Source organism: Tardiphaga sp. (assembly GCF_044336785.1).
In the GTDB taxonomy this organism is placed as follows: Bacteria; Pseudomonadota; Alphaproteobacteria; order Rhizobiales; family Xanthobacteraceae; genus Tardiphaga.
Genome location: NZ_JBIIOT010000088.1, coordinates 1 through 21,054 on the forward strand (window position 1 = coordinate 1; position 21,054 = coordinate 21,054).

Annotated in this window: 17 protein-coding genes; 9 read left to right on the forward strand and 8 right to left on the reverse strand. The window is 62.5% G+C overall.

The genetic code is table 11. The features are described from left to right. Window positions 1-103: 103 nt before the first annotated feature. From ACIQ2A_RS20530 to ACIQ2A_RS20545, 4 genes are all read right to left on the reverse strand, one after another. Complete coding sequence (locus ACIQ2A_RS20530) at window positions 104-1,180, reverse strand: CaiB/BaiF CoA transferase family protein (protein ID WP_398482764.1); 1,077 nt, start codon at window positions 1,178-1,180, stop codon at window positions 104-106. 253 nt (window positions 1,181-1,433) lie between these two features. Further along, window positions 1,434-2,234, reverse strand: a complete 801-nt coding sequence (locus ACIQ2A_RS20535) for an FAD binding domain-containing protein (RefSeq protein WP_398482766.1) — start codon at window positions 2,232-2,234, stop codon at window positions 1,434-1,436. Between the two features lie 137 nt (window positions 2,235-2,371). Further along, window positions 2,372-4,726 carry a xanthine dehydrogenase family protein molybdopterin-binding subunit gene (locus tag ACIQ2A_RS20540; protein ID WP_398482768.1) on the reverse strand — a complete coding sequence of 785 codons (2,355 nt, stop codon included), beginning with the start codon at window positions 4,724-4,726 and terminating at the stop codon, window positions 2,372-2,374. A 181-nt stretch (window positions 4,727-4,907) separates the two neighbouring features. Continuing rightward, window positions 4,908-5,393 (reverse strand): (2Fe-2S)-binding protein, encoded by a 486-nt coding sequence (locus tag ACIQ2A_RS20545; RefSeq protein WP_398482770.1) that lies wholly within the window; start codon window positions 5,391-5,393, stop codon window positions 4,908-4,910. A 223-nt stretch (window positions 5,394-5,616) separates the two neighbouring features. Here ACIQ2A_RS20545 and ACIQ2A_RS20550 point away from each other — a divergent pair, with 223 nt between their 5' ends. The 3 genes from ACIQ2A_RS20550 (at window position 5,617) to ACIQ2A_RS20560 (ending at window position 9,290) form a co-directional block, all read left to right on the forward strand. Next, window positions 5,617-6,288 (forward strand): 3-oxoacid CoA-transferase subunit A, encoded by a 672-nt coding sequence (locus ACIQ2A_RS20550; protein ID WP_398482772.1) that lies wholly within the window; start codon window positions 5,617-5,619, stop codon window positions 6,286-6,288. Next, window positions 6,285-6,974, forward strand: coding sequence for a 3-oxoacid CoA-transferase subunit B (locus ACIQ2A_RS20555; RefSeq protein ID WP_398482774.1), 690 nt, complete (start codon window positions 6,285-6,287; stop codon window positions 6,972-6,974). The genes ACIQ2A_RS20550 and ACIQ2A_RS20555 overlap by 4 nt, the downstream gene beginning before the upstream one ends. A gap of 270 nt (window positions 6,975-7,244) precedes the next feature. Beyond that, window positions 7,245-9,290 (forward strand): methyl-accepting chemotaxis protein, encoded by a 2,046-nt coding sequence (locus tag ACIQ2A_RS20560; RefSeq protein ID WP_398482776.1) that lies wholly within the window; start codon window positions 7,245-7,247, stop codon window positions 9,288-9,290. 143 nt (window positions 9,291-9,433) lie between these two features. Here ACIQ2A_RS20560 and ACIQ2A_RS20565 read toward each other — a convergent pair whose 3' ends face one another. The 3 genes from ACIQ2A_RS20565 to ACIQ2A_RS20575 form a co-directional block, all read right to left on the reverse strand. Continuing rightward, window positions 9,434-11,059, reverse strand: a complete 1,626-nt coding sequence (locus tag ACIQ2A_RS20565; protein WP_398482778.1) for a regulator — start codon at window positions 11,057-11,059, stop codon at window positions 9,434-9,436. Beyond that, window positions 11,056-11,790 carry a cysteine hydrolase family protein gene (locus tag ACIQ2A_RS20570; RefSeq protein WP_398482781.1) on the reverse strand — a complete coding sequence of 245 codons (735 nt, stop codon included), beginning with the start codon at window positions 11,788-11,790 and terminating at the stop codon, window positions 11,056-11,058. Before ACIQ2A_RS20570 ends, ACIQ2A_RS20565 begins: the two co-directional genes overlap by 4 nt. A gap of 183 nt (window positions 11,791-11,973) precedes the next feature. After that, window positions 11,974-12,780, reverse strand: a complete 807-nt coding sequence (locus tag ACIQ2A_RS20575; protein ID WP_398482783.1) for an SDR family NAD(P)-dependent oxidoreductase — start codon at window positions 12,778-12,780, stop codon at window positions 11,974-11,976. Window positions 12,781-13,069: 289 nt separating this feature from the next. Between ACIQ2A_RS20575 and ACIQ2A_RS20580 the strand changes: the two genes are divergently transcribed. Continuing rightward, window positions 13,070-13,798 carry a CBS domain-containing protein gene (locus tag ACIQ2A_RS20580; protein ID WP_398482786.1) on the forward strand — a complete coding sequence of 243 codons (729 nt, stop codon included), beginning with the start codon at window positions 13,070-13,072 and terminating at the stop codon, window positions 13,796-13,798. A gap of 123 nt (window positions 13,799-13,921) precedes the next feature. On the opposite strand, the gene ACIQ2A_RS20585 is transcribed toward ACIQ2A_RS20580, so the two are convergent. Continuing rightward, window positions 13,922-14,977, reverse strand: a complete 1,056-nt coding sequence (locus ACIQ2A_RS20585) for a polysaccharide deacetylase family protein (RefSeq protein ID WP_398482788.1) — start codon at window positions 14,975-14,977, stop codon at window positions 13,922-13,924. Between the two features lie 163 nt (window positions 14,978-15,140). On the opposite strand from ACIQ2A_RS20585, the gene ACIQ2A_RS20590 reads away from it, so the two are divergent. The 5 genes from ACIQ2A_RS20590 to pstS all read left to right on the forward strand — a co-directional run bounded on the left by ACIQ2A_RS20590 (window position 15,141) and on the right by pstS (window position 20,962). Then, on the forward strand, window positions 15,141-16,544 hold the full coding sequence (locus ACIQ2A_RS20590; protein ID WP_398482790.1) for an OmpA family protein: 1,404 nt from the start codon (window positions 15,141-15,143) through the stop codon (window positions 16,542-16,544). After that, on the forward strand, window positions 16,541-16,843 hold the full coding sequence (locus ACIQ2A_RS20595) for a hypothetical protein (RefSeq protein WP_398482792.1): 303 nt from the start codon (window positions 16,541-16,543) through the stop codon (window positions 16,841-16,843). The genes ACIQ2A_RS20590 and ACIQ2A_RS20595 overlap by 4 nt, the downstream gene beginning before the upstream one ends. A gap of 253 nt (window positions 16,844-17,096) precedes the next feature. Then, window positions 17,097-18,143 carry a lysylphosphatidylglycerol synthase domain-containing protein gene (locus tag ACIQ2A_RS20600; protein ID WP_398482794.1) on the forward strand — a complete coding sequence of 349 codons (1,047 nt, stop codon included), beginning with the start codon at window positions 17,097-17,099 and terminating at the stop codon, window positions 18,141-18,143. Between the two features lie 67 nt (window positions 18,144-18,210). After that, the gene (locus ACIQ2A_RS20605) at window positions 18,211-19,509 is read left to right on the forward strand and encodes a sensor histidine kinase (protein ID WP_398482796.1); all 1,299 of its coding nucleotides are present in this window, start codon (window positions 18,211-18,213) and stop codon (window positions 19,507-19,509) included. A gap of 442 nt (window positions 19,510-19,951) precedes the next feature. Beyond that, a complete protein-coding gene (gene pstS / locus ACIQ2A_RS20610; RefSeq protein ID WP_398482798.1) occupies window positions 19,952-20,962 on the forward strand; it encodes a phosphate ABC transporter substrate-binding protein PstS in 1,011 nt (336 codons plus the stop codon). Window positions 20,963-21,054 lie beyond the last annotated feature (92 nt).

Genomic DNA, 21,054 nt, shown 5'->3' on the forward strand with positions numbered 1-21,054 from the left:
CGTCTCGAAGCTCGCTGAACGCTCGCTTCGATCCACCCTCCCCGCTGCGCGGCTTCGCCGCTTGGGGGAGGGATAAGTCGAGCGCCTTCGCTCCTACAGCGTTCTAGCTCGCCCAGCCCTTCACAGCCTCGCCCAGTTCCGCCTTCACCGGCACCCGCGCCACTGATGGCGTGCGTGAGAAACGCGGTGCCGGGCCCGGCTGGGTCGCGCCGTCCTGCTGGATGAAGACTTCGCGCGCCACCATATGCGGATGCTTGGTTGCTTCCGACATGGTCAGCACAGGCGCGAAGCAGACATCGGTGCCTTCCATGATCTTGCACCATTCGTCGCGGCTCTTGGTCTTGAACACCGCGACCAGCTTGTCCTTCAACGCCGCCCACTGCTTCTGGTCCATTTGCGCATCGAAATGCGCATCGCCCAGTCCGGCGAGTTCGCGCAGCTGCGCATAGAACTGCGGCTCGATGGAGCCGATCGAGATGAAGTTGCTGCAGCTGCATTCATAGACGCCGTAGAAATGCGCGCCGCCGTCGAGCATGTTGCTCGCGCGCTCTTCCTTCCAGCGGCCGGCCGCCGTCATGTCGAAGAACATGGTGATGAGCGAGGCCGCGCCGTCGCACATGGCGGCGTCCACCACCTGGCCCTGACCGGATTTACCGGCTTCCAGCATCGCGGCGAGCAGGCCCATCACGAGATACATGGAGCCGCCGCCGAAATCGCCGACCAGGTTGAGCGGCGGCACCGGCTTGTCGGCACCACCAATGGCGGCGAGCGCACCGGTGATGGAAATGTAGTTGATGTCATGGCCGGCGGCCTGCGCCAGCGGGCCATCCTGGCCCCAGCCGGTCATGCGGCCGTAGACGAGTTTCTTGTTGCGGCCGAGCACGACATCGGGGCCGAGACCGAGGCGCTCCATCACGCCGGGACGATAGCCTTCCACCAGCGCATCGGCGCTGTCGAGCAGCGACAGCACCTGCGCAATGCTGGCCTTGTCCTTGAGATCGACCTCGACAATCTTGCGGCCGCGCGCCGAGGCGCCCTTGGGGTGCTGCTTCGGGCGGACCAGCGTGATGACTTCAGCGCCCATATCGGCGAGCAGCATGCAGGCGAAGGGACCCGGGCCGATGCCGGCGAATTCGACAATGCGTGTGCCCTTCAGTGGGCCGGAGAGTTTGCTGGTCACGTGCGTTTCCCGTGTTGATGCGACCTCGAAACGAGATCGTTCTTTCGGAAAACTGTGAACGCCGCAATTGACGAGAGCAAGTCGCTTGTGGCCGCAGCGATGCATACGGCTATGCGTGGAATATCCTGCTGTCATCGCCCGGCTTGACCGGACGATCCAGTATGCACTGCAGCAAATGCTGTGTGCTACCGCTCGCAGCGGTGTTTACTGCGTTGCCCGGTCGAGCCGGGCAACGACACAGAAAGGCGTATCGCTATCCCGCAGCCTCTACAGCCCTTTGCGCCATCACCTTGATCAGATTGGCGCGATAGGCGGCGGAGCCGTGGATGTCGCCCATCAGCCCATCAGCGGAAATCGATACGCCGTCGATGGCGCTTGTGGACCAGTTTGGTTTAAGGGCGGCCTCGATGGCCGACACGCGCATGACGCCATCCTGCGCTGCGCCGGTGGCGGCAACGCGGACTTCGCCGTCCTTCATTTGCGCGACGAACACACCGGTCATTGCGAAGCGCGAGGCCGGGTGGCGCATCTTGGCGTAGCCGGCTTTGGCGGGTATCGGGAACGAGACCGCGGTGATGATCTCGTCATCTTCCAGCGCCGTCGTGAACAGACCCTGGAAGAAATCAGCCGCGGCAATCTCGCGCTTGTTGGTTTTCACAGTCGCATTCAATGCAAGCACAGCGGCCGGATAGTCCGCTGCCGGATCATTATTGGCGAGCGAGCCGCCGATGGTGCCGCGATAGCGCACGGCGGGGTCGCCGAGCACTTCCGTCAGATGCACGATCGCCGGGATAGCTTTCTTCGCCGCGGTGCTTTGCGTGATGTCGTAATAGGTGGTCGCGGCCTTGATGATCAGCGCATCGGAGGTCACCTCGATGCCGATCAGGTCCTTGATTCTTGCGATGTCGATGACGTCACTCGGACCGGCGAGGCGCTGCTTCATCACCGGCAGCAGCGTGTGGCCGCCGGCGAGAAATTTGGCGTCGGGATTCTTGGCAAGCAGCGCGGTGGCTTCATCGACGCTGGCGGCGCGGTGATAGGTGGTCTCGTACATGATGAGGCTCCCTCATGGGATGAATTTGATTTCGTGACCTTTCAGCCGTCATTGCGAGCGTAGCGAAGCAATCCAGTCTTCCTTTACTTGGCCTTCTGGATTGCTTCGTCGCTGCACTCCTCGCAATGACGGCGGAGTTACTCTGCTGCCTGCTGCAACTGCAGCGCTTCCCAGACACGGCCGGGCGTGGCCGGCATTTCAAGCTTGTTGTGGCCGAGCGCGTCGGTGATCGCATTGATCACCGCGGGCGAGGAGCCGATCGCGCCGGCCTCGCCGCAGCCCTTGATGCCGAGCGGGTTGCCCGGGCAGAGCGTGATCGAATGCGAGATCTTGAACGATGGCACGTCGTCGGCGCGCGGCATGGCGTAGTCCATGAAGGACGCCGTCACCGGCTGGCCGTTGTCGTCATAGACGGCGGCTTCCAGCATGGCCTGGCCGATGCCCTGGGCGATCCCGCCATGCACCTGGCCCTCGACGATCATCGGATTGATGAGGCGGCCGAAGTCATCGACGGCAACGAAATCGATGATCTCTGTCTTGCCGGTCCCCGGATCGATCTCGACCTCGCAGATGTAAGTGCCCGCGGGGAAGGTGAAGTTGGTGGGGTCGTAGAAAGCGGTTTCCTTCAGGCCCGGCTCCATGCCATCCGGCAGGTTATGCGCGGTATAGGCAGCAAGCGCGACCATCGGCAGCGCGATGGACTTGTCGGTGCCGGTCACCTTGAACTCGCCATTCTCGATGACGATGTCGCCTTCCGAGGCCTCGAGCTGATGCGCCGCGATCTTCTTCGCCTTGGCTTCCATCTTCTCCATCGCCTTGAAGATGGCGCTCATGCCGACGGCGCCAGAGCGGGAGCCATAGGTGCCCATGCCGAATTGAACCTTGTCGGTGTCGCCATGGACAATCTGGACCTGATCGATCGAAATGCCGAGACGATCGGCAACGAGCTGCGCGAAGGTCGTCTCGTGGCCCTGGCCGTGGCTGTGTGATCCGGTGAGGATCTCGATGGTGCCGACAGGATTGACGCGCACCTCCGCGGATTCCCACAGGCCAACGCCGGCGCCGAGGGAGCCGACGGCCTTCGACGGCGCGATGCCGCAGGCCTCGATGTAGCAGGAGAAGCCAAGGCCGCGCAGTTTGCCGTTGGCCTTCGACACAGCCTTGCGGGCAGGGAAGCCCTTGTAGTCGATGGCTTCCAGCGCCTTGTCCAAGGCCGCGCCAAAATCGCCGATGTCGTAGGCCATGATGACGGGCGTCTGGTGCGGAAACTGGGTGATGAAATTGGTGCGCCGCAGCTCGGCCGGATCGACATTGAGCTGCCGTGCCGATGTCTCCATCAGCCGTTCGAGCAGATAGCTCGCCTCAGGCCGGCCAGCGCCGCGATAGGCATCCACCGGCGTGGTGTTGGTATAGACGCCCATCACCTCCGCATAGATGGCGGGGATGTTGTACTGACCCGACAGCAGCGTAGCGTAGAGATAGGTCGGCACCGAGGACGAGAACAGCGACATATAGGCGCCGAAATTGGCATGGGTCTTCACCCGCAGGCCAAGGATCTTGTTGTTGGCATCGAACGCCATTTCGGCGTGGGACATGTGATCGCGGCCATGGGCGTCGGTGAGAAAGGCTTCCGAGCGATCGCCAGTCCACTTCACCGGGCGCTCGACTTTCTTCGAGGCCCAGAGCGCCACCATCTCCTCGGGATAGATGAAGATCTTTGAACCAAAGCCGCCGCCGACATCGGGCGCGATGACGCGCAGCTTGTGTTCCTGCGCGACATTGTAGAAAGCCGAGAGTACGAGCCGCGCCACATGCGGATTCTGCGATGTGGTGTAAAGCGTGAAGTGCTCTTCAGCGGGGTCATATTCGGCAACAGCCGCGCGCGGCTCCATCGCATTGGGCACGAGCCGGTTGTTGGTCAGTTCAAGCGAGACGACATTCGCCGCCTTGGCGAAGGCATCATTGGTCGCTTTCTCGTCGCCGATCGACCAGTCATAGACCACATTGCCCGGCGCTTCCGGATGCAGCTGCGGCGCGCCCTGCGCGATGGCCGCCTTCATGTTGCTGACGGCGGGAAGTTCTTCGTATTCGACAACCACGGCTTCGGCCGCGTCCTTCGCCTGATTCTTGGTCTCGGCGATGACCACCGCTACCGCCTGCCCGACGAAGCGCACGGTATCCGGCGCCATCGCTGGCCATGCGCCCATCTTCATGGGCGAGCCGTCCTTCGAGGTGATGGCCCAACCGCAAATGAGATTGCCGATCTTGTCGTCCACCAGCTGCTGGCCGGTGAGCACATCCACGACCCCCGGCATGTCCTTCGCCGCGGACGCGTCGATGCTCTTCACCTTGGCGTGGGCGTGGGGACTGCGGATGAAATGAGCGTGGGTCAATCCGATGACCTTGACGTCATCGACATAGCGGCCGCGGCCGGTGATGAATCGCTTGTCTTCCTTGCGCGCAACGCGTGCGCCGATGCCTTCAACGCCCATCTTGTGGGACCTCCCTGCCGGAGTTGTTTTATGTCCGCGCTTCTCACCAGAACGCGCGGTTGGCTTTCAGGTTTTCACGCCGTCATTGCGAGGAGCGTAGCGACGAAGCAATCCAGTCTTCGCTTGTGGCTTCTGGATTGCTTCGTCGCCTGCGGCTCCTCGCAATGACGGCGGCAACGAATCATTCAGCCGCTTGCGCAACCTTCATGCGTCCGGCGGCGTCGAGTACCGATTTGACGATGTTGTGGTAGCCGGTGCAGCGGCAGATATTGCCTTCGAGCTCGTGGCGCACCGTGTGCTCGTCGAGGTCGCCGTTGTGGCGATGCACAATATCGATGGCCGACATGATCATGCCGGGCGTGCAATAGCCGCACTGCAGACCGTGATTGTCGCGGAAGGCAGCCTGCATCGGATGCAGCTGGTCGCCTTTCGAGATGCCTTCGATGGTGGTGACGTTGCAGCCATCGGCCTGGCCGGCCAGCGTGGTGCAGGATTTCACGGCCTTGCCATCGATATGGACGATGCAGGCGCCGCATTGCGACGTATCGCAGCCGACATGGGTGCCGGTGAGGTTGAGGTTTTCGCGAAGCAGATGGACGAGCAACGTCCGGTCTTCGACCTGGACGGAAACGGCTTTGCCGTTGACCGTCAGTTTCACTGTGGACACGTGCAGACCTCCCGATGATTTTTAATTGGTCTAATTAGAAGCGCGGGTGTGCGTGATTGCAACTGGGAATTTGGCGGGGTGGTTCTTTCCCCTCTCCCGCTTGCGGGAGAGGGGACTGCAAATTTGTCTCTTCAACTTCCTCCCTCGCGATGCTCTATTCCGCGCGCGACACGCCGCAAACCATTGGCGGCTATAACAATTCCGCACCAAGGAGTTTTCGGGAGTGATCGACAAGCAAGTGGCCAGCCTGGCTGAGGCCGTGGCGGGCGTGAAGGACGGGGCGGTGGTCCTGGTGGCCGGATTCGGCACCGTCGGCATTGCCGACGATCTGCTGGAGGCGCTGCACGAGCAGGGCGCGACCAATCTCACCATCGTTCACAACAATGCCGGCAATGGCGATGTCGGTCTCGCCCGGCTGATCAATTCCGGTCGTGTCACCAAGGTGATCTGCTCCTATCCGCGCTCGGGCGATTACAGCGCGTTCCTCAACGCCTATCGCAACAAGACGCTGGAACTCGAACTGGTGCCGCAGGGCATCATCAGCGAGCGCATGCATGCCCATGCCGCAGGCCTCGGCGGCTTCTTCTCGCCGGTGACTGCGCATACGAAACTGGCCGAGGGCAAGGAGACCCGCGAGATCGACGGCGTGCTGCATGTGTTCGAGAAGCCGCTGAAGGGCGATGTGGCGCTGCTGCGCGCCATGAAGGCGGATCGCTGGGGCAATCTCATCTACAATCAGTCGGCGCGTAACTTCAATCCGATCATGGCCATGGCCGCCGATCTCAGCATCGTGCAGGTGGACGAGATGGTCGAACTCGGCAGCATGAATCCGGAAGCGGTGGTGACACCGAGCATCTTCATCGATCGTATCGTGGTAGTCGGAGCAAAGGCATGACGACAGCATACAAGCCGCTCAATCGAGACCAGATGGCCTGGCGCGCCGCGCAGGACCTGCAGGAAGGCGCTTACGTCAATCTCGGCATCGGCATGCCGACCCGCGCCGCAAGCTATGTGCCCGATGGGCGCGAAGTGATCTTCCACAGCGAGAACGGCATTCTGGGTCTCGGCCCGAAGCCGGAGCCGGGCACGGAAGACGAGAACCTGATCGATGCCGGCAAGAACTACACGACCCTGATCAAGGGTGGGGTGTTCATGCATCACGCCGATGCGTTTCTGATGATCCGCGGCAAGCATCTCGATGTCAGCCTGCTCGGTGCATTCGAAGTGTCCGAAGCCGGCGATCTCGCCAACTGGACCACGGAAGATCCGAGCTTCCCGCCGGGCGTCGGCGGCGCCATGGATCTGGCGGTCGGCGCCAAGGAGATTCGGGTCATCATGGATCACACCGACAAGGGTGGACAGCCGCGCATCCTCAACAAATGCCGGCTGCCGCTGACGGCGCCGGGCTGCGTCAAGCGCATCTATACCAATCTGGCGGTGATCGATGTCACCGAGCAGGGCCTGTTCGTGCGCGAGATGGTGGAGGGGATGACGCTGGAGACGCTGCAGGAGCTCACCGAGCCGAAGCTGCAGCTGGCCAATGACTGGCAGGCACTGAGCCCGCCGGCAATCGCGGCCTGAGTCCCCAGGCTGTCATTGCCCGCGAAAGCGGGCAATCCAGTAAACGGTGGCTTGAGTTTTGGCCTCTCGCGTCGGTGTCTACTGGGCCGCTCGGTCAAGCCGGGCGGTGACAGGTGCGGCGCTCCGCCCCGTCCGCCTGTCGCACAACCTCCGGGGTTCCGGTAACCGTTTACTCGCTCTTAGTTTCTCTGCCGTAGGTTTGGGCACTCACTTCAGGTGCGGGCTGCGCCTGGCGATGAGGTGTTGGGAGTGAGAAACGGGGGGCCGAACGTGGCATCGACGACGCTTGTCCAGAAGAAGTCTGGATCTCTGAAGTTTCCTGCTCTCAGATTCCGCGCCAAGGTGACGCTCGGCTTTGCCGCGGTGCTGCTGATCTCGGCCGTCAGCATGGGCATGGCCTATGTCGGCTTCGAGCGCATCGCGGGTGGCGTCGTCTCCTACCGCACCACCGTCGCGGAATCCGGGCTTGCCCGTAATATCGACCGCGAACTCACCTCCTATCAGGCGCTGGCGCGCTATTATGTGCTGACCAGCCACGAGGCCGACGCCAAGGCAGCGAAGGCGGCAGAAGTGGCGCTGAAAGATGCCATCGACCAGTCGATGAAGGCTGCGACAGACTCGGCGCGCCTCGACAAGATCACCCGCCTGGCGCGCGAATTCACCACCTTCACCAAGATCTTCGCCGATATTCTCACGGTGAAGAGCGAGAACGACCAGATCGCGGCGAACCAGCTCTCGCGCACCAGCCTGATGCTGCGCAACAAGATCGACGATCTCGGCGACACCGCAATCATGGCCGGCATGGCGTCAGTCCAGGATCAGGTGAAGGAAATCACCACCCAATTCATCACCGCGACCTCGCTGGTGAACACCTATATCGGCAAGGCCGAGGACAAGACCTCGAACGCCGCGCAGGCCCGCATCAAGTTCCTGCAGAATCAGTTTGCGACCGTCTATGCCAATGACGACAAGATCACCGCCAAGGTGAAGGAGATCGTCAACGAGACCAAGGTCTATGCCGATGCTTTCGTGAAGTTCGTCGAGAACACCAAGAAGGTCGATGGCCTCGCCAAGGAGATGTCGGAATCTGCTGCCGCCATCACAAAACTCTCGGCCGAGATGAAGGCCGACATGCTGACCGAACAGCATCGCATGGAGACCGAATCCGACAAGACGGTCACCGATACCAAGCAGCTCGTCATCATCTTGGGCGTGGGTGGCTTCGTGATCGGCGCCGTTCTCGCCATGCTGCTCGGCCGCGGCATCGCCAAGCCGATGACTGAAATGTGCGCCGCGATGCGCAAGCTTGCTGCCGGTGATTTCGAAGTGGTGCTGCCGGGGCTCGGCCGCCGCGACGAACTCGGCGACATGGCGGGCGCCGTGGAAGAGTTCAAGGTGCAGGCAGTGGCCAAGGCCGAACGCGACGCGGCCGCCCAGGAAGAATCAAACCGCGCTGCCGATCAGCTGCGCCGTGGCGAGTTGATTCGCTTCGCCGATCAGTTCGAATCCGCTGTGGGCTCCATCGTGTCGAGCGTGTCGGTGTCGTCGGGCCAGCTCGAAAGCGCCGCCAATACGCTGACGCGGACGGCTGAAACCACCGAGCAACTGTCCGGACAGGCCGCGGCAACGTCGGATGAAGCCTCGTCCAACATGCAGTCCGTGGCGACCGCGACCGAAGAATTGTCGCTCTCGGTCAATGAGATCGGCCGTCAGGTGCAGAATTCCAGCCACATCGCCGACTCGGCGGTGGAGCAGGCTCGCCAGACCGACGCCCGCATCGGTGAGCTCTCGCGCGCCGCCCAGCGCATCGGCGATGTCGTCGATCTCATCACTGCGATTGCCGAACAGACGAATCTGCTGGCGCTGAACGCCACCATCGAAGCCGCACGCGCCGGCGATGCCGGCCGCGGTTTTGCGGTGGTCGCATCGGAAGTGAAGTCACTGGCGAGCCAGACCGCAAAGGCGACCGAGGAAATCTCGACGCAGATCGCCGGCATGCAGAATGCGACGCAGGAATCGGTGGCGGCGATCAAGCAGATCGGCAACACCATCGGGGAAATCTCGGGCATCGCCTCGGAGATCGCCAGCGCCGTCGAACAGCAGGGCGCCGCCACGCGCGAAATCGCGCAAAACGTCCAGCGCGTCGCCCATGGCACCCAGCAGGTTGCCGGCAATATCACCGAAGTGAATCGCGGCGCGTCGGAGACCGGTGCGGCCTCGGGTCAGGTGCTGAATTCGGCGCAGACGCTATCGGCGGAAAGCACCCGCCTGCGCGCCGAACTCGATCGCTTCATGGAAAATATCCGGGCGGCGTAACACTCCGCCCCTCATGGTGAGGAGCGCGCTCTTGCGCGCGTCTCGAACCATGAGTTGGCCTGGCTCCGCGTGTGCGGCCATCCTTCGAGACGTGCGCCATTGGCGCACTCCTCAGGATGAGGGTGGCGTGTGTAGCCCAGCGACTACTCCGCGGGAACAGCCATCGGCGCAGCGGCTTCGCTGACCGCCGATTTCCCCGCCGCATACAGTCCGCCAGCCACCACCACGTAAGCCAGTGCCACCCCCGGCGTGACCCCGAAGCCGACGGCCTCGCCATGCATGAAGCCGAACCAGGTCATCACGGCACCAGCGAGTGCAAAGGCCGCCGCCTTGCTGAATTCGCGATCGATGATGAACACGCCGATGGCGCCCAGCACGAGGCCGCCGAGGATCGAGCCGCCGCCCATCACCTCCAGCCCGTGATACAGCACGCCCTGCTGCGGCAATGATGCGATCGCCGCGGCTTTCACTTCGCCGACTTTGTCTGCTGCGAGACCGGCAGCCTGCGCTGCTGTCACCGTCGCACCCAGCATTGTGTCGATCTGTAGTTTGCCCCACGCTGCAAGATGCGGCGTGAAGGCGAGGACGATGGCCGGCGCATGTTTCAGCGGCGTGGTCTGGAACGCCTGTGCGCCGATCAGCATGCCGATATAGAGCAGGATCGGCGAGATCGCGACGACCGGCACCAGCGCCAGCAAGACCGCGATGAGCCCGAACCACGACAGCACCACCACCATCAGGCCGGTCGCGGCGGAATATCCGATGCGGCCACCCATCGCCTTCCAGCCGGGATGGCCGATATAGACGGCGTTGATGAACGGGTTGCCCATCAGGCAGCCGATCAGCGACACCACACCATCGGCAGTGAGCACGCGCGTGGTCGGATAGTCGTCGCCGGCGGCTTCCGCGGATTCCACATTGTCCATCGCCTCGACGAGATCATAGATGCCGAACGGGATCGCGGTGACGAGAATGATGCCGAGGAATTCAAAGCCGGAGAACACAGCGCCGAAAGCTGGGACCGGCACCGAGAAACCGAAATTGGCAAAGGCATCGCCGACGCCTTTCACGCTCAGCCCGCCAATGCCGAGACCGAACAGGTTTGAGCCCCAGGCGATGATCATGCCGACGGCGATGGCGATCAGGCCTGCGGGCAGATTGCGGAAGTAAGTCACGCCGCCGAACCAGCTCAGCATGATGATGGCAAAGCAGATCAGGCCGATCTGCGGCGTCATGAACATCTCCAGCGCCGGCCGCATCGAGATGAAAGTGACGGAGACGCCGGCCAGCGTGCCGAGCAGGGCGGCGCGCGGCGTGATCTTGCGGATATAAGGCGCGATGAATCCGCCGATCATCAGGATGAAACTCTGGAAGAACACCCAGACGAGGCCGGCCGACCAGCCTTTCAGGGGATCACCGGTCTTGATGGTGATCGGCAGCATGATCACGAAGGTGACGATGAACATGTGCGGGACGCTGACGCCCGACGGCAGCGCGCAGACATCGCTGCGGCCGGTCTTCTGCGCGAGGCGATAAGCGAGATAGGCGTAATACAGCGTCGAAAGGCACATCATCAGGCCGAGTGCCGGCAGGATGCGGCCGAATACCAACGAGTCCGGCATTTTCAGCACGAAGCGCAGCAGTCCGGTCAGCACCAGCATGTTGACCAGGATGTTGGTGCCGAAGCCGAACAGCGCATTCCAGTCGCCCGGCGTCCACAGCGCCGGCTTGAATCCTGGTGTCGTTGCAGTCCCCACGCTCGTGTTCATCGTGATGCTCCCGCCGCTCGTTTGTTTGAAGTCCCCACTGCACTTTCAGAATTGTCGATGGCATCGAGCACCGCCGCGCTCTCGGCGACCCAGCCAAAAATGCCGCCCTGGGCCTTGATCATTCTCAGGCCCATCTCGTGGAATTCGGGGAAGTAGGAGGCGCAGCCGTCGGCGATGACGATGCAGCGATAGCCGCGGTCATTGGCCTCGCGCACGGTGGTGTTGACGCAGACTTCCGTGGTGACGCCGCAGACCAGCAGCGTGTCGATCTCGCGCGCTTTCAGGTCGGCGCCGAGCGTGGTGGCGTAGAACGCGCCCTTGCCGGGCTTGTCGATGACGATCTCGCCTTCCACGGGATAGAGTTCGGGAATGATGTCGTGGCCGGCCTCGCCGCGAATAAGGATGCGTCCCATCGGGCCGGGATCGCCGATGCGGAGCGATGGCGCGCCGCGTTCGATCTTGGCGGGCGGCGCGTCGGAGAGATCGGGCAGGTGCCCTTCGCGGGTATGGATCACCGTCATCCCGATGCCGCGCGCTGCGTCGAGCAGCGCAGCGATCGGCGCCACCGCGCGGGCGAGTTGGGAGACGTCATTGCCGAGCGTCTCGCCGAAGCCGCCGGGCTCCATGAAGTCGCGCTGCATGTCGATGATGAGGAGGGCGGTGGACGCGAGGTCCACGTCGATGGGGCCGGGCTCTGCCGCGACCGTTACTGTCCCCGTTGCATCCGCCATGGTCTGGTCTCCCCGCGCGCGTAGTGCTGCGGGAGATCAAGCAAGGCGTGTGCCATTGTGTACAATGCGGGGATTGTTTTAGGCCGCAAATACAGGGCTATGGATTTCAGAGGGTTAGGCGCAGCTGCAGGTTTGCTCAAAAACTAGCCTGCGCCACCTTGCCCAAAACGCAGTCGCCGCTGCTCAATCCCAGCCGCTGCCTGCGATCCCCGGGTTGGCGTAGACGATGCCACCATCCACGGCGAGGGTCGTGCCGACCACATAGTCGCCAGCACGGGAGGCGAGATAGATCGCGGCACCGGCCATGTCCTCGTCGGTGCCGATGCGGCCGGCCGGCACCTTGGTCGCAACATCATCCGCATTGTCGCGCGCGGCCTTGTTCATGTCGGACTGGAACGGGCCAGGCGCGATGGCTGTCACCACCACATGATCCTTGATCAACTTGGCCGCCATGCGGCGCGTCAGATGGATCAGGCCGGATTTGCTCGCGGCATAGGAATAGGTCTCGAGCGGATTGACGAAGATGCCGTCGATGGACGCGATATTGATCACCTTGGCCGGCTGCTTGGCCGAGGCTGCCGCGCGGAGCGGTGCGGCCAGAGCCTTGGTGAGGAAAAATGGCGCCTTGACGTTCAGCGTCATCACCTTGTCCCAGCCGCTTTCGGGGAATTCGTCGAACTCCGCACCCCAGGCGGCGCCGGCATTGTTGACCAGGATGTCGAGCTTCGGCTCGCGCTTCTTGATCTCGCTTGCCAGCATGTCGATGCCGGTCATGGTCGAGATATCAATCGGCAATGCGATGCATTCGCCGGCGTAAGCATCGCTCAATTCTTTCGCGGTTGCTTCGCAGGCCGCAGCCTTTCGTGCGGTGATATAGACTTTGGCGGCACCCTGGCTGAGGAAGCCAGCCGCGATCATCTTGCCGATGCCGCGCGAACCGCCGGTCACCAATGCGACGCGGCCCTTGAGTGAAAACAGATCCGTGAACATGATGCCTCCCGTTTGCTGTGGTTGCGGTGATCGTAGCGTGGACGGAGCGCAGCGCAAACCACGCACCGCCCCTCATGGTGAGGAGCGCGCTTTTGCGCGCGTCTCGAACCATGAGATGGCTTGGTGCAGAGTTTTTTGGCCATCCTTCGAGACGCGGCCTGCGGCCGCTCCTCAGGATGAGGGCTGAGTGTGGGGCTGATTGCTCTATATCAAAGCCGCTATTGCCCATCGGCGTAGGCTTCCTCCTGCCGGATCAATCCGGCGGTCCGTTTGCCCGAAGGAGGCAGCCATGAAGGCCCATCAGATCATGACCCGCAAGGTCGTCACCATCGCGCCGGATGCATCGATCCATGACGCCGCGAAGCTGATGATCGATCATCATGTCAGCGGGCTGCCCGTCGTCGATGCTGCCGGCAAGCTGATTGGCATTGTCACCGAGCGTGATTTCCTGCGCCGCCAGGAGCTCGGCACCGAGATCAAGCGCCCGCGCTGGCTCGAATTTTTGCGCGGCCCCGGCCGTCAGGCGGTGGATTTCGTGCGCGAAGCGGGGCGAAAAGTGCATGAGATCATGACGCCGAATGTCTATTCGGTGATCCCCGACGCCGAGCTTGCCGATATCGTCGAGATCATGGAGCGGCACCGCATCAAGCGCGTGCCGGTGGTGCAGGGCGATCATCTGGTCGGCATTGTCAGCCGGCACAATTTCGTTGCGGCCATCGCCGATGTCACGCGCAATACGTCGGAGATCGCGTCGAGCGACGCCCTGGTCCGTCGCCGCGTGCTGGCGGTGTTGCGTGCGCGCGAATGGGTGCCTGCGGGGCTGGACGTCCGCGTGAAAGACGGCGTGGTCGATATCATCGGCTTCATCACCGATGAAAATGTGCGGCAGGCCATCGTAGTGGCAACAGAGAACGTCGCAGGCGTGTCCGAGGTGCGCGAGCATCTGTGCTGGGTGGATCCGATGTCGGGGACCTATATCCCGCCGCTGGATACGAAGCATGTGATGACGGGTATGTGAGGGGATTCGTAGGATGGGTTGAGCGCAGGCGCGCAAGCGCCGGAGCGATAACCCATCACCACGTGCTCAGTGCTTGTTGTGATGGGTTATCGCTGCGCTCAACCCATCCTACGGCCTCGGCGTTTATCCCTGGCCGACGCGCTGAAAACCATTCCACATCGCGGTCGCGGCGCCCGAGGTCAGCACCGGCAGATAGCGCGTGTCCTGATAATTGCCGTTCAGCGACACGCGCGGCAGCGCGGTGAGCTGGGCCGAATTCTCTGCGGCAATCACGCCGGGGCGCGTCGTTACGGCGGTCTGGAAGCCTGCCGCTTGCGCCAGTGCGAATTCGCGGGCGCCGGCTGCGGCACGGTCGCCATAGGGATAAGCGAGATGCCGCGCCGGCTTCTGCAGCGCATTCTCGATATTGGCGCGGCTGGCAGCCAGTTCATGCGCTGCCACGGCTTCTAGCTGCTGGGCGAGATTGCAATGCGTCAGCGTATGCGCGCCGATGGTCACCAGCGGATCAGCGGCGAACGGCTTCAGTTCATCCCATGACATGCAGAGTTCGCGGCTGATCGCGTCCTCGTCGATCCCGGCCTGCTGGCACAATGCCGTCATCTCGCGGCGCAGATCGGCTTCGCCCAGGCTGCGCAGCCAGCCATGCAGGCGGTCGAACCCCATTTCCTTCTCGGGCAGTGAGGCGGTTGCGATGCGAACCATGTTGCCGTCGATCGGGGCTTCGAGGCGCGACGCCTTGGCGACCACGCGCTCCAGCGCCACCCACCACAGCCGGCCGGTGCCGGAGGCAAAGTCGCTGGTCACGAAAACCGAGAACGGCGCGTCGAAATCCCGCATCGCCGGCAGCATATGGTCGCGGTTATCCCGGTAGCCGTCGTCGCAGGTGAAACAGACGAAACGGCGCGAAAAATCCTGTTCGGTCAGGCGGCGACGCATTTCGTCGGACGTCACGATATCGACATCGGTGGCGCGCAGATAGGCCAGCGTCGCGCGCAGGAAATCAGGCGTAATCTCAAGGTGGCGGTTGGGCTGGAACGGGCCGGCATGGGCCGGCCGCACATTGTGCAGCATGAAGATGGTGCCGACGCCGCCAAAAAAAGGACGCAACACACGATGCGCGCCGCTGAAATAAAGTGCATCCAGCCCGGCACGAATGATCGTGTTACGAATCTGCTTCATCTTGTGACCCAGCACTTTGACGCGATCCACGGACATGATCAGAAACGGTTGAACAAAGCGTTATTCCAATACCCCACGCCACGCCAGTGGCTGGCCTTGATTTCAGTTTGACAGTCCCGCAAGGGTTTGTTTTCTCTCTGTTTCCATTCCCGCAGGACGTCGAATGCACGGTTTTTACAGGTGGAGCGCCAAGTGGTGGCCCGGGCTCATTCCACTCGCGATCCTCTGGGTCGTTGCCGCCTGGTTTAGCACGCCTCCTCTGGAAGCGGACTTAACTGCGCGCAGCCTTGATGCGCTGAAAAGCACGGTTCTTGATAAAACACAGATCTCGGTCGCTGGCCGTGACGTGCGGTTTGCCGCGGAGGCCTTTTCGGAAGAGGGCCGCCGCAGCGCGGTCGGTTCCGTCGAGGCCGCGCCCGGCGTGCGCCTGGTCAATGACGCCACGCGCCTGGTGGCCGAAGCCAAGCCATTCGTCTGGGTCGCCGAGCGCGACAATGTCCGCGTGACCCTGTGGGGCACCACGCCGCTGCCGGCCAGCAAGGCGCGCATTGCCGAAGCCGCGAAGGCTGCGCTGGCGGGAACCGAAGTCTCCGACCGCACCGGCCTCAAGCGCGGTGCACCACCACGCTTCGATGGCGCCGCCGTGCTGCTGCTCGATCAGGTCGCCAAGCTGAAGGAAGGCAAGGCGACGATCATGGACGCCACCGTGAGCATCACCGGCATGGCGCGCGATCTTGGTGGCCGCGAGGCGATTGCGGCGGCACTGAAGAACCTGCCCGAAGGCTTCACGGTGGCCGCCAATGACGTGAAGGCGCCGCCTTACGTGTTCCAGGCCAACAAGGATCCGGTGGCGAATACGCTGACCCTGTCGGGCTATGTGCCGGACAACAACGTCCATGCCGCTTTGGTCGCCGCCGCGCAGCGGAAATTCACCAATGACAAGGTCGTCGATAATCTGAAGGCCAGCATCGGCGCCCCCGGCAATTTCGCGCCGGCGGTGACCGCCGCGCTCGGCGCGCTGTCGCGGCTGTCCACCGGCACGCTGGTGGTCAATGACCGCGAAGCGAAACTGTCGGGTGACGCGCTTTACGATGCCGCCGCGACTGACATTCGCGCTTCTCTCGGCAAGGAATTGCCGCAGGGCTGGACGGCAAAGCCCGAAGTGTCCGTGAAGCCTGCGTCGGCACCGGTGGATGCCAGCGTCTGCCAGCAGCTGTTCAAGCAGAACCTGACCAAGGGCCGCATCCGCTTCGAAACTTCGAGCGCCAGCATCAATGCGGATTCTGCGGGCTTGCTCGATCGCCTGGTCGAAATCGCCATGCGCTGCCCGTTGACCAAATTCGACATCGTCGGCCATACCGATGGCGACGGCGATCCCGCCTTCAACCAGACCCTGTCGGAAAAGCGCGCGGCGGCGGTCGAGGATTATCTCATCAAGGCCGGTTTGCCCGGCGATCGCTTTGAAGCCATCGGCTACGGCGCCACGCTGCCGCTTGCCAGCAATGATACCGAAGACGGCAAGCTCCAAAACCGCCGGATCGAATTCGTGGTGAGGCCCAATCCATGACCGCTCTTGCGACACTTCTGTGGGGCTGGCTGCTCGGCGCTTTCCTGATCGGCTTCGGCATGGGCTGGATCGCCGTGGTCTATCGCGGTCCGTCGGTGCCGCGGGTCTGGATCCAGCGGCTGTCCGTGCTCGCTGTCATCATTATCGGCATTGCGGTGGCTAAACTCGTCCCCGGCCGGTTCGGTTACTGGCTGGATCTCGGCCTTGCCTTGTTTGGCTTCTATCTGGTCGGTTGCGCGATCGGCTCCTGGTTGCGCGACATCGTGGTGACCCGGCAGCAGGCCCGTTTTCGGCAGTGATGGCGGTCGCACTGAAGCCGGCATTTTGCCGCAGCGTTGCCGCAAGAAATGCGGGTGGTTTGTTAGGCCTCGCGCAATATTTTGCGGCAAAACGCCATTGTCAGGACGACCCCGATTCCGTTTCACAGGGAAACGCGCTACGAGGGTTCTGCTGGAAACAGCGTGACGAAAGTGATGAGGTAGCGGTTCCGCCACAGCGGGTCTGACAGGGTTGGTCTGACATCCCAGAGCTGGGATCGCATTCGAGGTTGAGATGCTGGAAGCAATACGCAGGACGGCCACGTTTCTGCGCGAGAAGCAAATCCTGCACAAACTCGGTGTCTTGGCCAGCATCGCCGTGATCGCCATCGCCTGCTGGATGCTTTATCACAAGCTCCGCAACGTCGATACCGCGCGGGTTTTCAAGTTCATCGCCGAGACCGAGCCGCGGCTGATCGTGCTGTCGGCCCTGTCGGTCGCTGCGGCCTATTTCACGCTGACTTTCTATGACTGGTTTGCGGTCCGCACTATTGGCCGCAGGGACGTGCCCTATCGCGTCAACGCGCTGGCGGCCTTCACCAGCTATTCCATCGGCCACAATGTCGGTGCTAGCGTCTTCACTGGCGGCGCAGTGCGCTATCGCATCTATTCGGCATGGAATCTCTCGGCGGTCGATGTCGCCAAGATCGTGTTTCTCGCCGGCCTCACCTTCTGGCTCGGCAACCTCGCGGTGCTCGGCATGGGCATCGCCTATCACCCGGAAGCCGCCAGCGCGATCAATCAGGTGCCGCCGGCGGTCAATCGTGTCCTCGCTTACGTCGTGCTCGCAGGCCTCGTCGGCTATGTGATCTGGGTATGGATGAAGCCGCGCAGCGTGGGTCGTGGGCCGTGGTCTGTTGTGCTGCCGGGCGGGCCGCTGACATTGCTGCAGATCGTCATCGGCATCGTCGATCTCGGCTTCTGCGCGCTGGCCATGTACATGCTGGTGCCCAACACGCCCGGCGTCGATTTCGTGACTGTCGCTGTGGTGTTCGTCGCTGCGACATTGCTCGGCTTCGCCAGCCACTCGCCGGGTGGTCTTGGCGTGTTCGATGCGGCGATGCTCGTTGGTCTGGAGATGATGGACCAGGAGCAGCTACTGGCCGGCATGTTGTTGTTCCGGGTGTTGTATTACCTTGGGCCGTTCTTTATTTCAGTCATGCTACTGACGTTTCGCGAGCTTATTGTCGGCGCGAGATCAAAAAAGTTGCAGCCAGTCGCGGCTGAGGCTCCTTCAGCGGTAAGCCGGACCTTGAACGATCGTGGCGGGCCGGCCACCTGACATGAGCGGGCGCCCCCGGCAGGACCAGATTGCTGAAACAAGCGCTGCCGAAAGAGACATTGCCCCGATGGCCATTGAAGCTTCCCCTCCATCGATGTTCTCACCCTGGCCGGATCGGCTGAGGCATGCTGCGATCATTCTGCTCGTGGCGGCGCTGGCGCTCGCCGCGCTGGTCTTTTTTGGCGAGCTGACGCCACTACGCGCCGGAATCGTATTTGCGTGTATTGCAGGCGCCGCGCTGGTGCCGTGGCGGCTGCATGACAGTGACGCCAAGCGCGACGAGGCGCTGGTCAATCCGATCGAACAACCGGTGGTGCGCGCGGTGGTTGGCGGCATTCCGGATCCTGCGGTGCTGCTCGATCGTGCTGGCCGCGTGATCCATCTCAACGCTGCCGCCGCCCAACTGGCACCGGCCCTGCGCAAGGGCGAGCTCGCGCAATTCGCGCTGCGCTCGCCGGAAATCATCAGCGCCTTGCGCGAGGCCATTGCAAATACCGAGCCGCGCCGGACGTCCTATGTGGATCATGTGCCGGTCGATCGCTGGATGGACCTGATGATCACGCCGATCCAGGTGCCCACTGCGTTCGGCGGCAATGATACCTGCATGCTGATGACCTTTCACGACCAGACGCCGATCCGTCGTGTCGAGGAAATGCGCGCCGATTTCGTCGCCAATGCCAGCCATGAATTGCGCACGCCACTGGCGGCGCTGTCCGGCTTCATCGATACGCTGCAGGGCCCGGCCAAGGACGATGTGCGGGCGCGCGAACGCTTTCTCGGCATCATGCACACCCAGGCGACACGCATGGCGCGCCTGATCGACGATCTGCTGTCGCTGTCGCGGGTCGAACTGTCGGCTCATGTCCGCCCGGATACGCTGGTCGACATCCTGCCGATCATCCGCCAAGTCGGCGACAGTCTCGAACTGATGGCGACCGAGCGCGGCGTGAAGATCGAGATGCACGTCCCCGAGGGGCCGGTGACGGTCGCCGGTGACCGTGAGGAGTTGCTGCGGCTATTCGAGAACCTGATCGAGAACGCGCTGAAATACGGCGCCTCGGGGGGGCGGGTCGAAGTCACTCTGGCTCCCGCATCGACCACCGATGGCGCCTCCGAAATCCGTGTGTCGGTGCGCGACTTTGGCCCCGGTATCGCGCCGGAACACTTGCCGCGGCTGACGGAGCGCTTCTATCGCGTCGATGTCGGCGATAGCCGCGCCCAGGGCGGCACCGGCCTCGGCCTGTCACTGGTGAAACATATCCTGAACCGCCACCGTGGCCGGTTGCTGATCGAAAGCGTGCCGAAGAACGGTGCGACCTTCACGGCGGCATTCCCGCAGGCGAAAGTGGCAACGCCAGTCGCCTGAGGCGGCCACCTGGGCTGTCCCCGCATTGTGCCTGAACATTCAATAAAGCCGGCAGCAGAGGCCCGTCTGCGCCGGCTTTTTTGCGCCGGATTTCATGTCCGCCACCCCTGCGACATGGCGTCACCGTGCCGTTTTCCCGTTGCGGGCGAGTGCAGACGGCTATGAGTGAAAATGCCGGATTCCTCTCATGGAAACATATTGTTAACCGCGGGAACCCGGTCTTTTGCGCTGCACAAGCTTTGTCATGGAAACCCGCGAAAATCCCATTTTCTGTGCGGAGCCCGGTATTTAAATCCGAGAAATAATAACGTTATCAACGGCTTGTCTTAGTCATCCAACTGTCATCTAGCTATCATAAAAGCTCAACTGACCGCACCTACATGGGCGGGGTGAGCGCAATCGGGCGCATACGCGCATCGCTCACGACAAATTGGAGATACCCATGAAATTCCTTAAAGCGATCGTCGCTGCGGGCCTCGTGGCCGCGTCGACCTCGGCCTTCGCTGCCGACATCACCGGTGCCGGCGCGACCTTCCCTTTCCCGGTCTACTCGAAGTGGGCCGACGCCTATAAGAAGGAAACCGGCAACGGTCTGAACTACCAGTCGATCGGCTCGGGCGCTGGCATCAAGCAGATCCAGGCCAAGACCGTGACCTTCGGCGCCACCGACGCGCCGCTCAAGGCCGAGCAGCTCGAAAAGGATGGCCTGGTTCAGTGGCCGCAGGTGATGGGCGCGATCGTTCCGGTCGTGAACCTCGAAGGCATAAAGTCGGGCGAACTGGTCCTCTCGGGCGAAGTTCTCGGCGCCATCTATCTCGGCACCGTCAAGACCTGGGACGACGCCGCGATCGCCAAGCTCAATCCGAAGCTGAAGCTGCCGTCGGCTGCCATCACCGTCGTTCGTCGTTCGGACGGTTCGGGCACCACTTTCAACTTCACCGACTATCTCTCCAAGGCTTCGGCTGACTGGAAGTCCAAGGTTGGTACCGGCACCGCTGTCGAGTGGCCGGTTGGCGTTGGCGCCAAGGGCAACGAAGGCGTCGCCGGCAACGTCGGCCAGACCAAGAATTCGATCGGTTACGTCGAATACGCCTATGCCAAGCAGAACAAGCTGACCTATGCCGGCATGATCAACAAGGCTGGCAAGCCTGTGCAGCCGACCGTCGCTGCCTTCCAGGCCGCTGCTGCCAATGCCGATTGGGCCAAGGCTCCGGGTTACTACGTGATCCTGACCGACCAGCCGGGCGACGCTTCGTGGCCGATCACTGCCGCGACCTTCATCCTGATGCACAAGGCCCCGACCGACAAGGCGGCCTCGGCTGAAGCGATCAAGTTCTTCAAGTGGTCGTTCGAAAAGGGCAGCAAGGCTGCCGAAGAACTCGACTACATCCCGATGCCGGACTCGGTCGTCAAGCTGATCGAGAAGACCTGGTCCTCGGACATCAAGAGCTAAGCTTTCGCTCTTGCGCGGAGGAGAGGGGCATCTCTCCTCCGCTTCTTTCTGAACTGATTTCACTTTTCCTTTTCGAGCTTCGCGCCCTGACA

Excerpts from the sequence above, each read along its gene's own strand:
- ACIQ2A_RS20575 (WP_398482783.1), bottom strand. The coding sequence starts at position 12,780 with ATGTTCACGGATCTGTTTTCACTCAAGGGCCGCGTCGCATTGGTGACC.
- ACIQ2A_RS20600 (WP_398482794.1), top strand. The coding sequence starts at position 17,097 with ATGCTGGAAGCAATACGCAGGACGGCCACGTTTCTGCGCGAGAAGCAA.
- ACIQ2A_RS20605 (WP_398482796.1), top strand. The coding sequence starts at position 18,211 with ATGGCCATTGAAGCTTCCCCTCCATCGATGTTCTCACCCTGGCCGGAT.
- ACIQ2A_RS20540 (WP_398482768.1), bottom strand. The coding sequence starts at position 4,726 with ATGGGCGTTGAAGGCATCGGCGCACGCGTTGCGCGCAAGGAAGACAAG.
- ACIQ2A_RS20590 (WP_398482790.1), top strand. The coding sequence starts at position 15,141 with ATGCACGGTTTTTACAGGTGGAGCGCCAAGTGGTGGCCCGGGCTCATT.
- ACIQ2A_RS20595 (WP_398482792.1), top strand. The coding sequence starts at position 16,541 with ATGACCGCTCTTGCGACACTTCTGTGGGGCTGGCTGCTCGGCGCTTTC.
- ACIQ2A_RS20565 (WP_398482778.1), bottom strand. The coding sequence starts at position 11,059 with ATGAACACGAGCGTGGGGACTGCAACGACACCAGGATTCAAGCCGGCG.
- ACIQ2A_RS20580 (WP_398482786.1), top strand. The coding sequence starts at position 13,070 with ATGAAGGCCCATCAGATCATGACCCGCAAGGTCGTCACCATCGCGCCG.
- ACIQ2A_RS20535 (WP_398482766.1), bottom strand. The coding sequence starts at position 2,234 with ATGTACGAGACCACCTATCACCGCGCCGCCAGCGTCGATGAAGCCACC.
- ACIQ2A_RS20585 (WP_398482788.1), bottom strand. The coding sequence starts at position 14,977 with ATGAAGCAGATTCGTAACACGATCATTCGTGCCGGGCTGGATGCACTT.
- pstS (WP_398482798.1), top strand. The coding sequence starts at position 19,952 with ATGAAATTCCTTAAAGCGATCGTCGCTGCGGGCCTCGTGGCCGCGTCG.
- ACIQ2A_RS20555 (WP_398482774.1), top strand. The coding sequence starts at position 6,285 with ATGACGACAGCATACAAGCCGCTCAATCGAGACCAGATGGCCTGGCGC.
- ACIQ2A_RS20570 (WP_398482781.1), bottom strand. The coding sequence starts at position 11,790 with ATGGCGGATGCAACGGGGACAGTAACGGTCGCGGCAGAGCCCGGCCCC.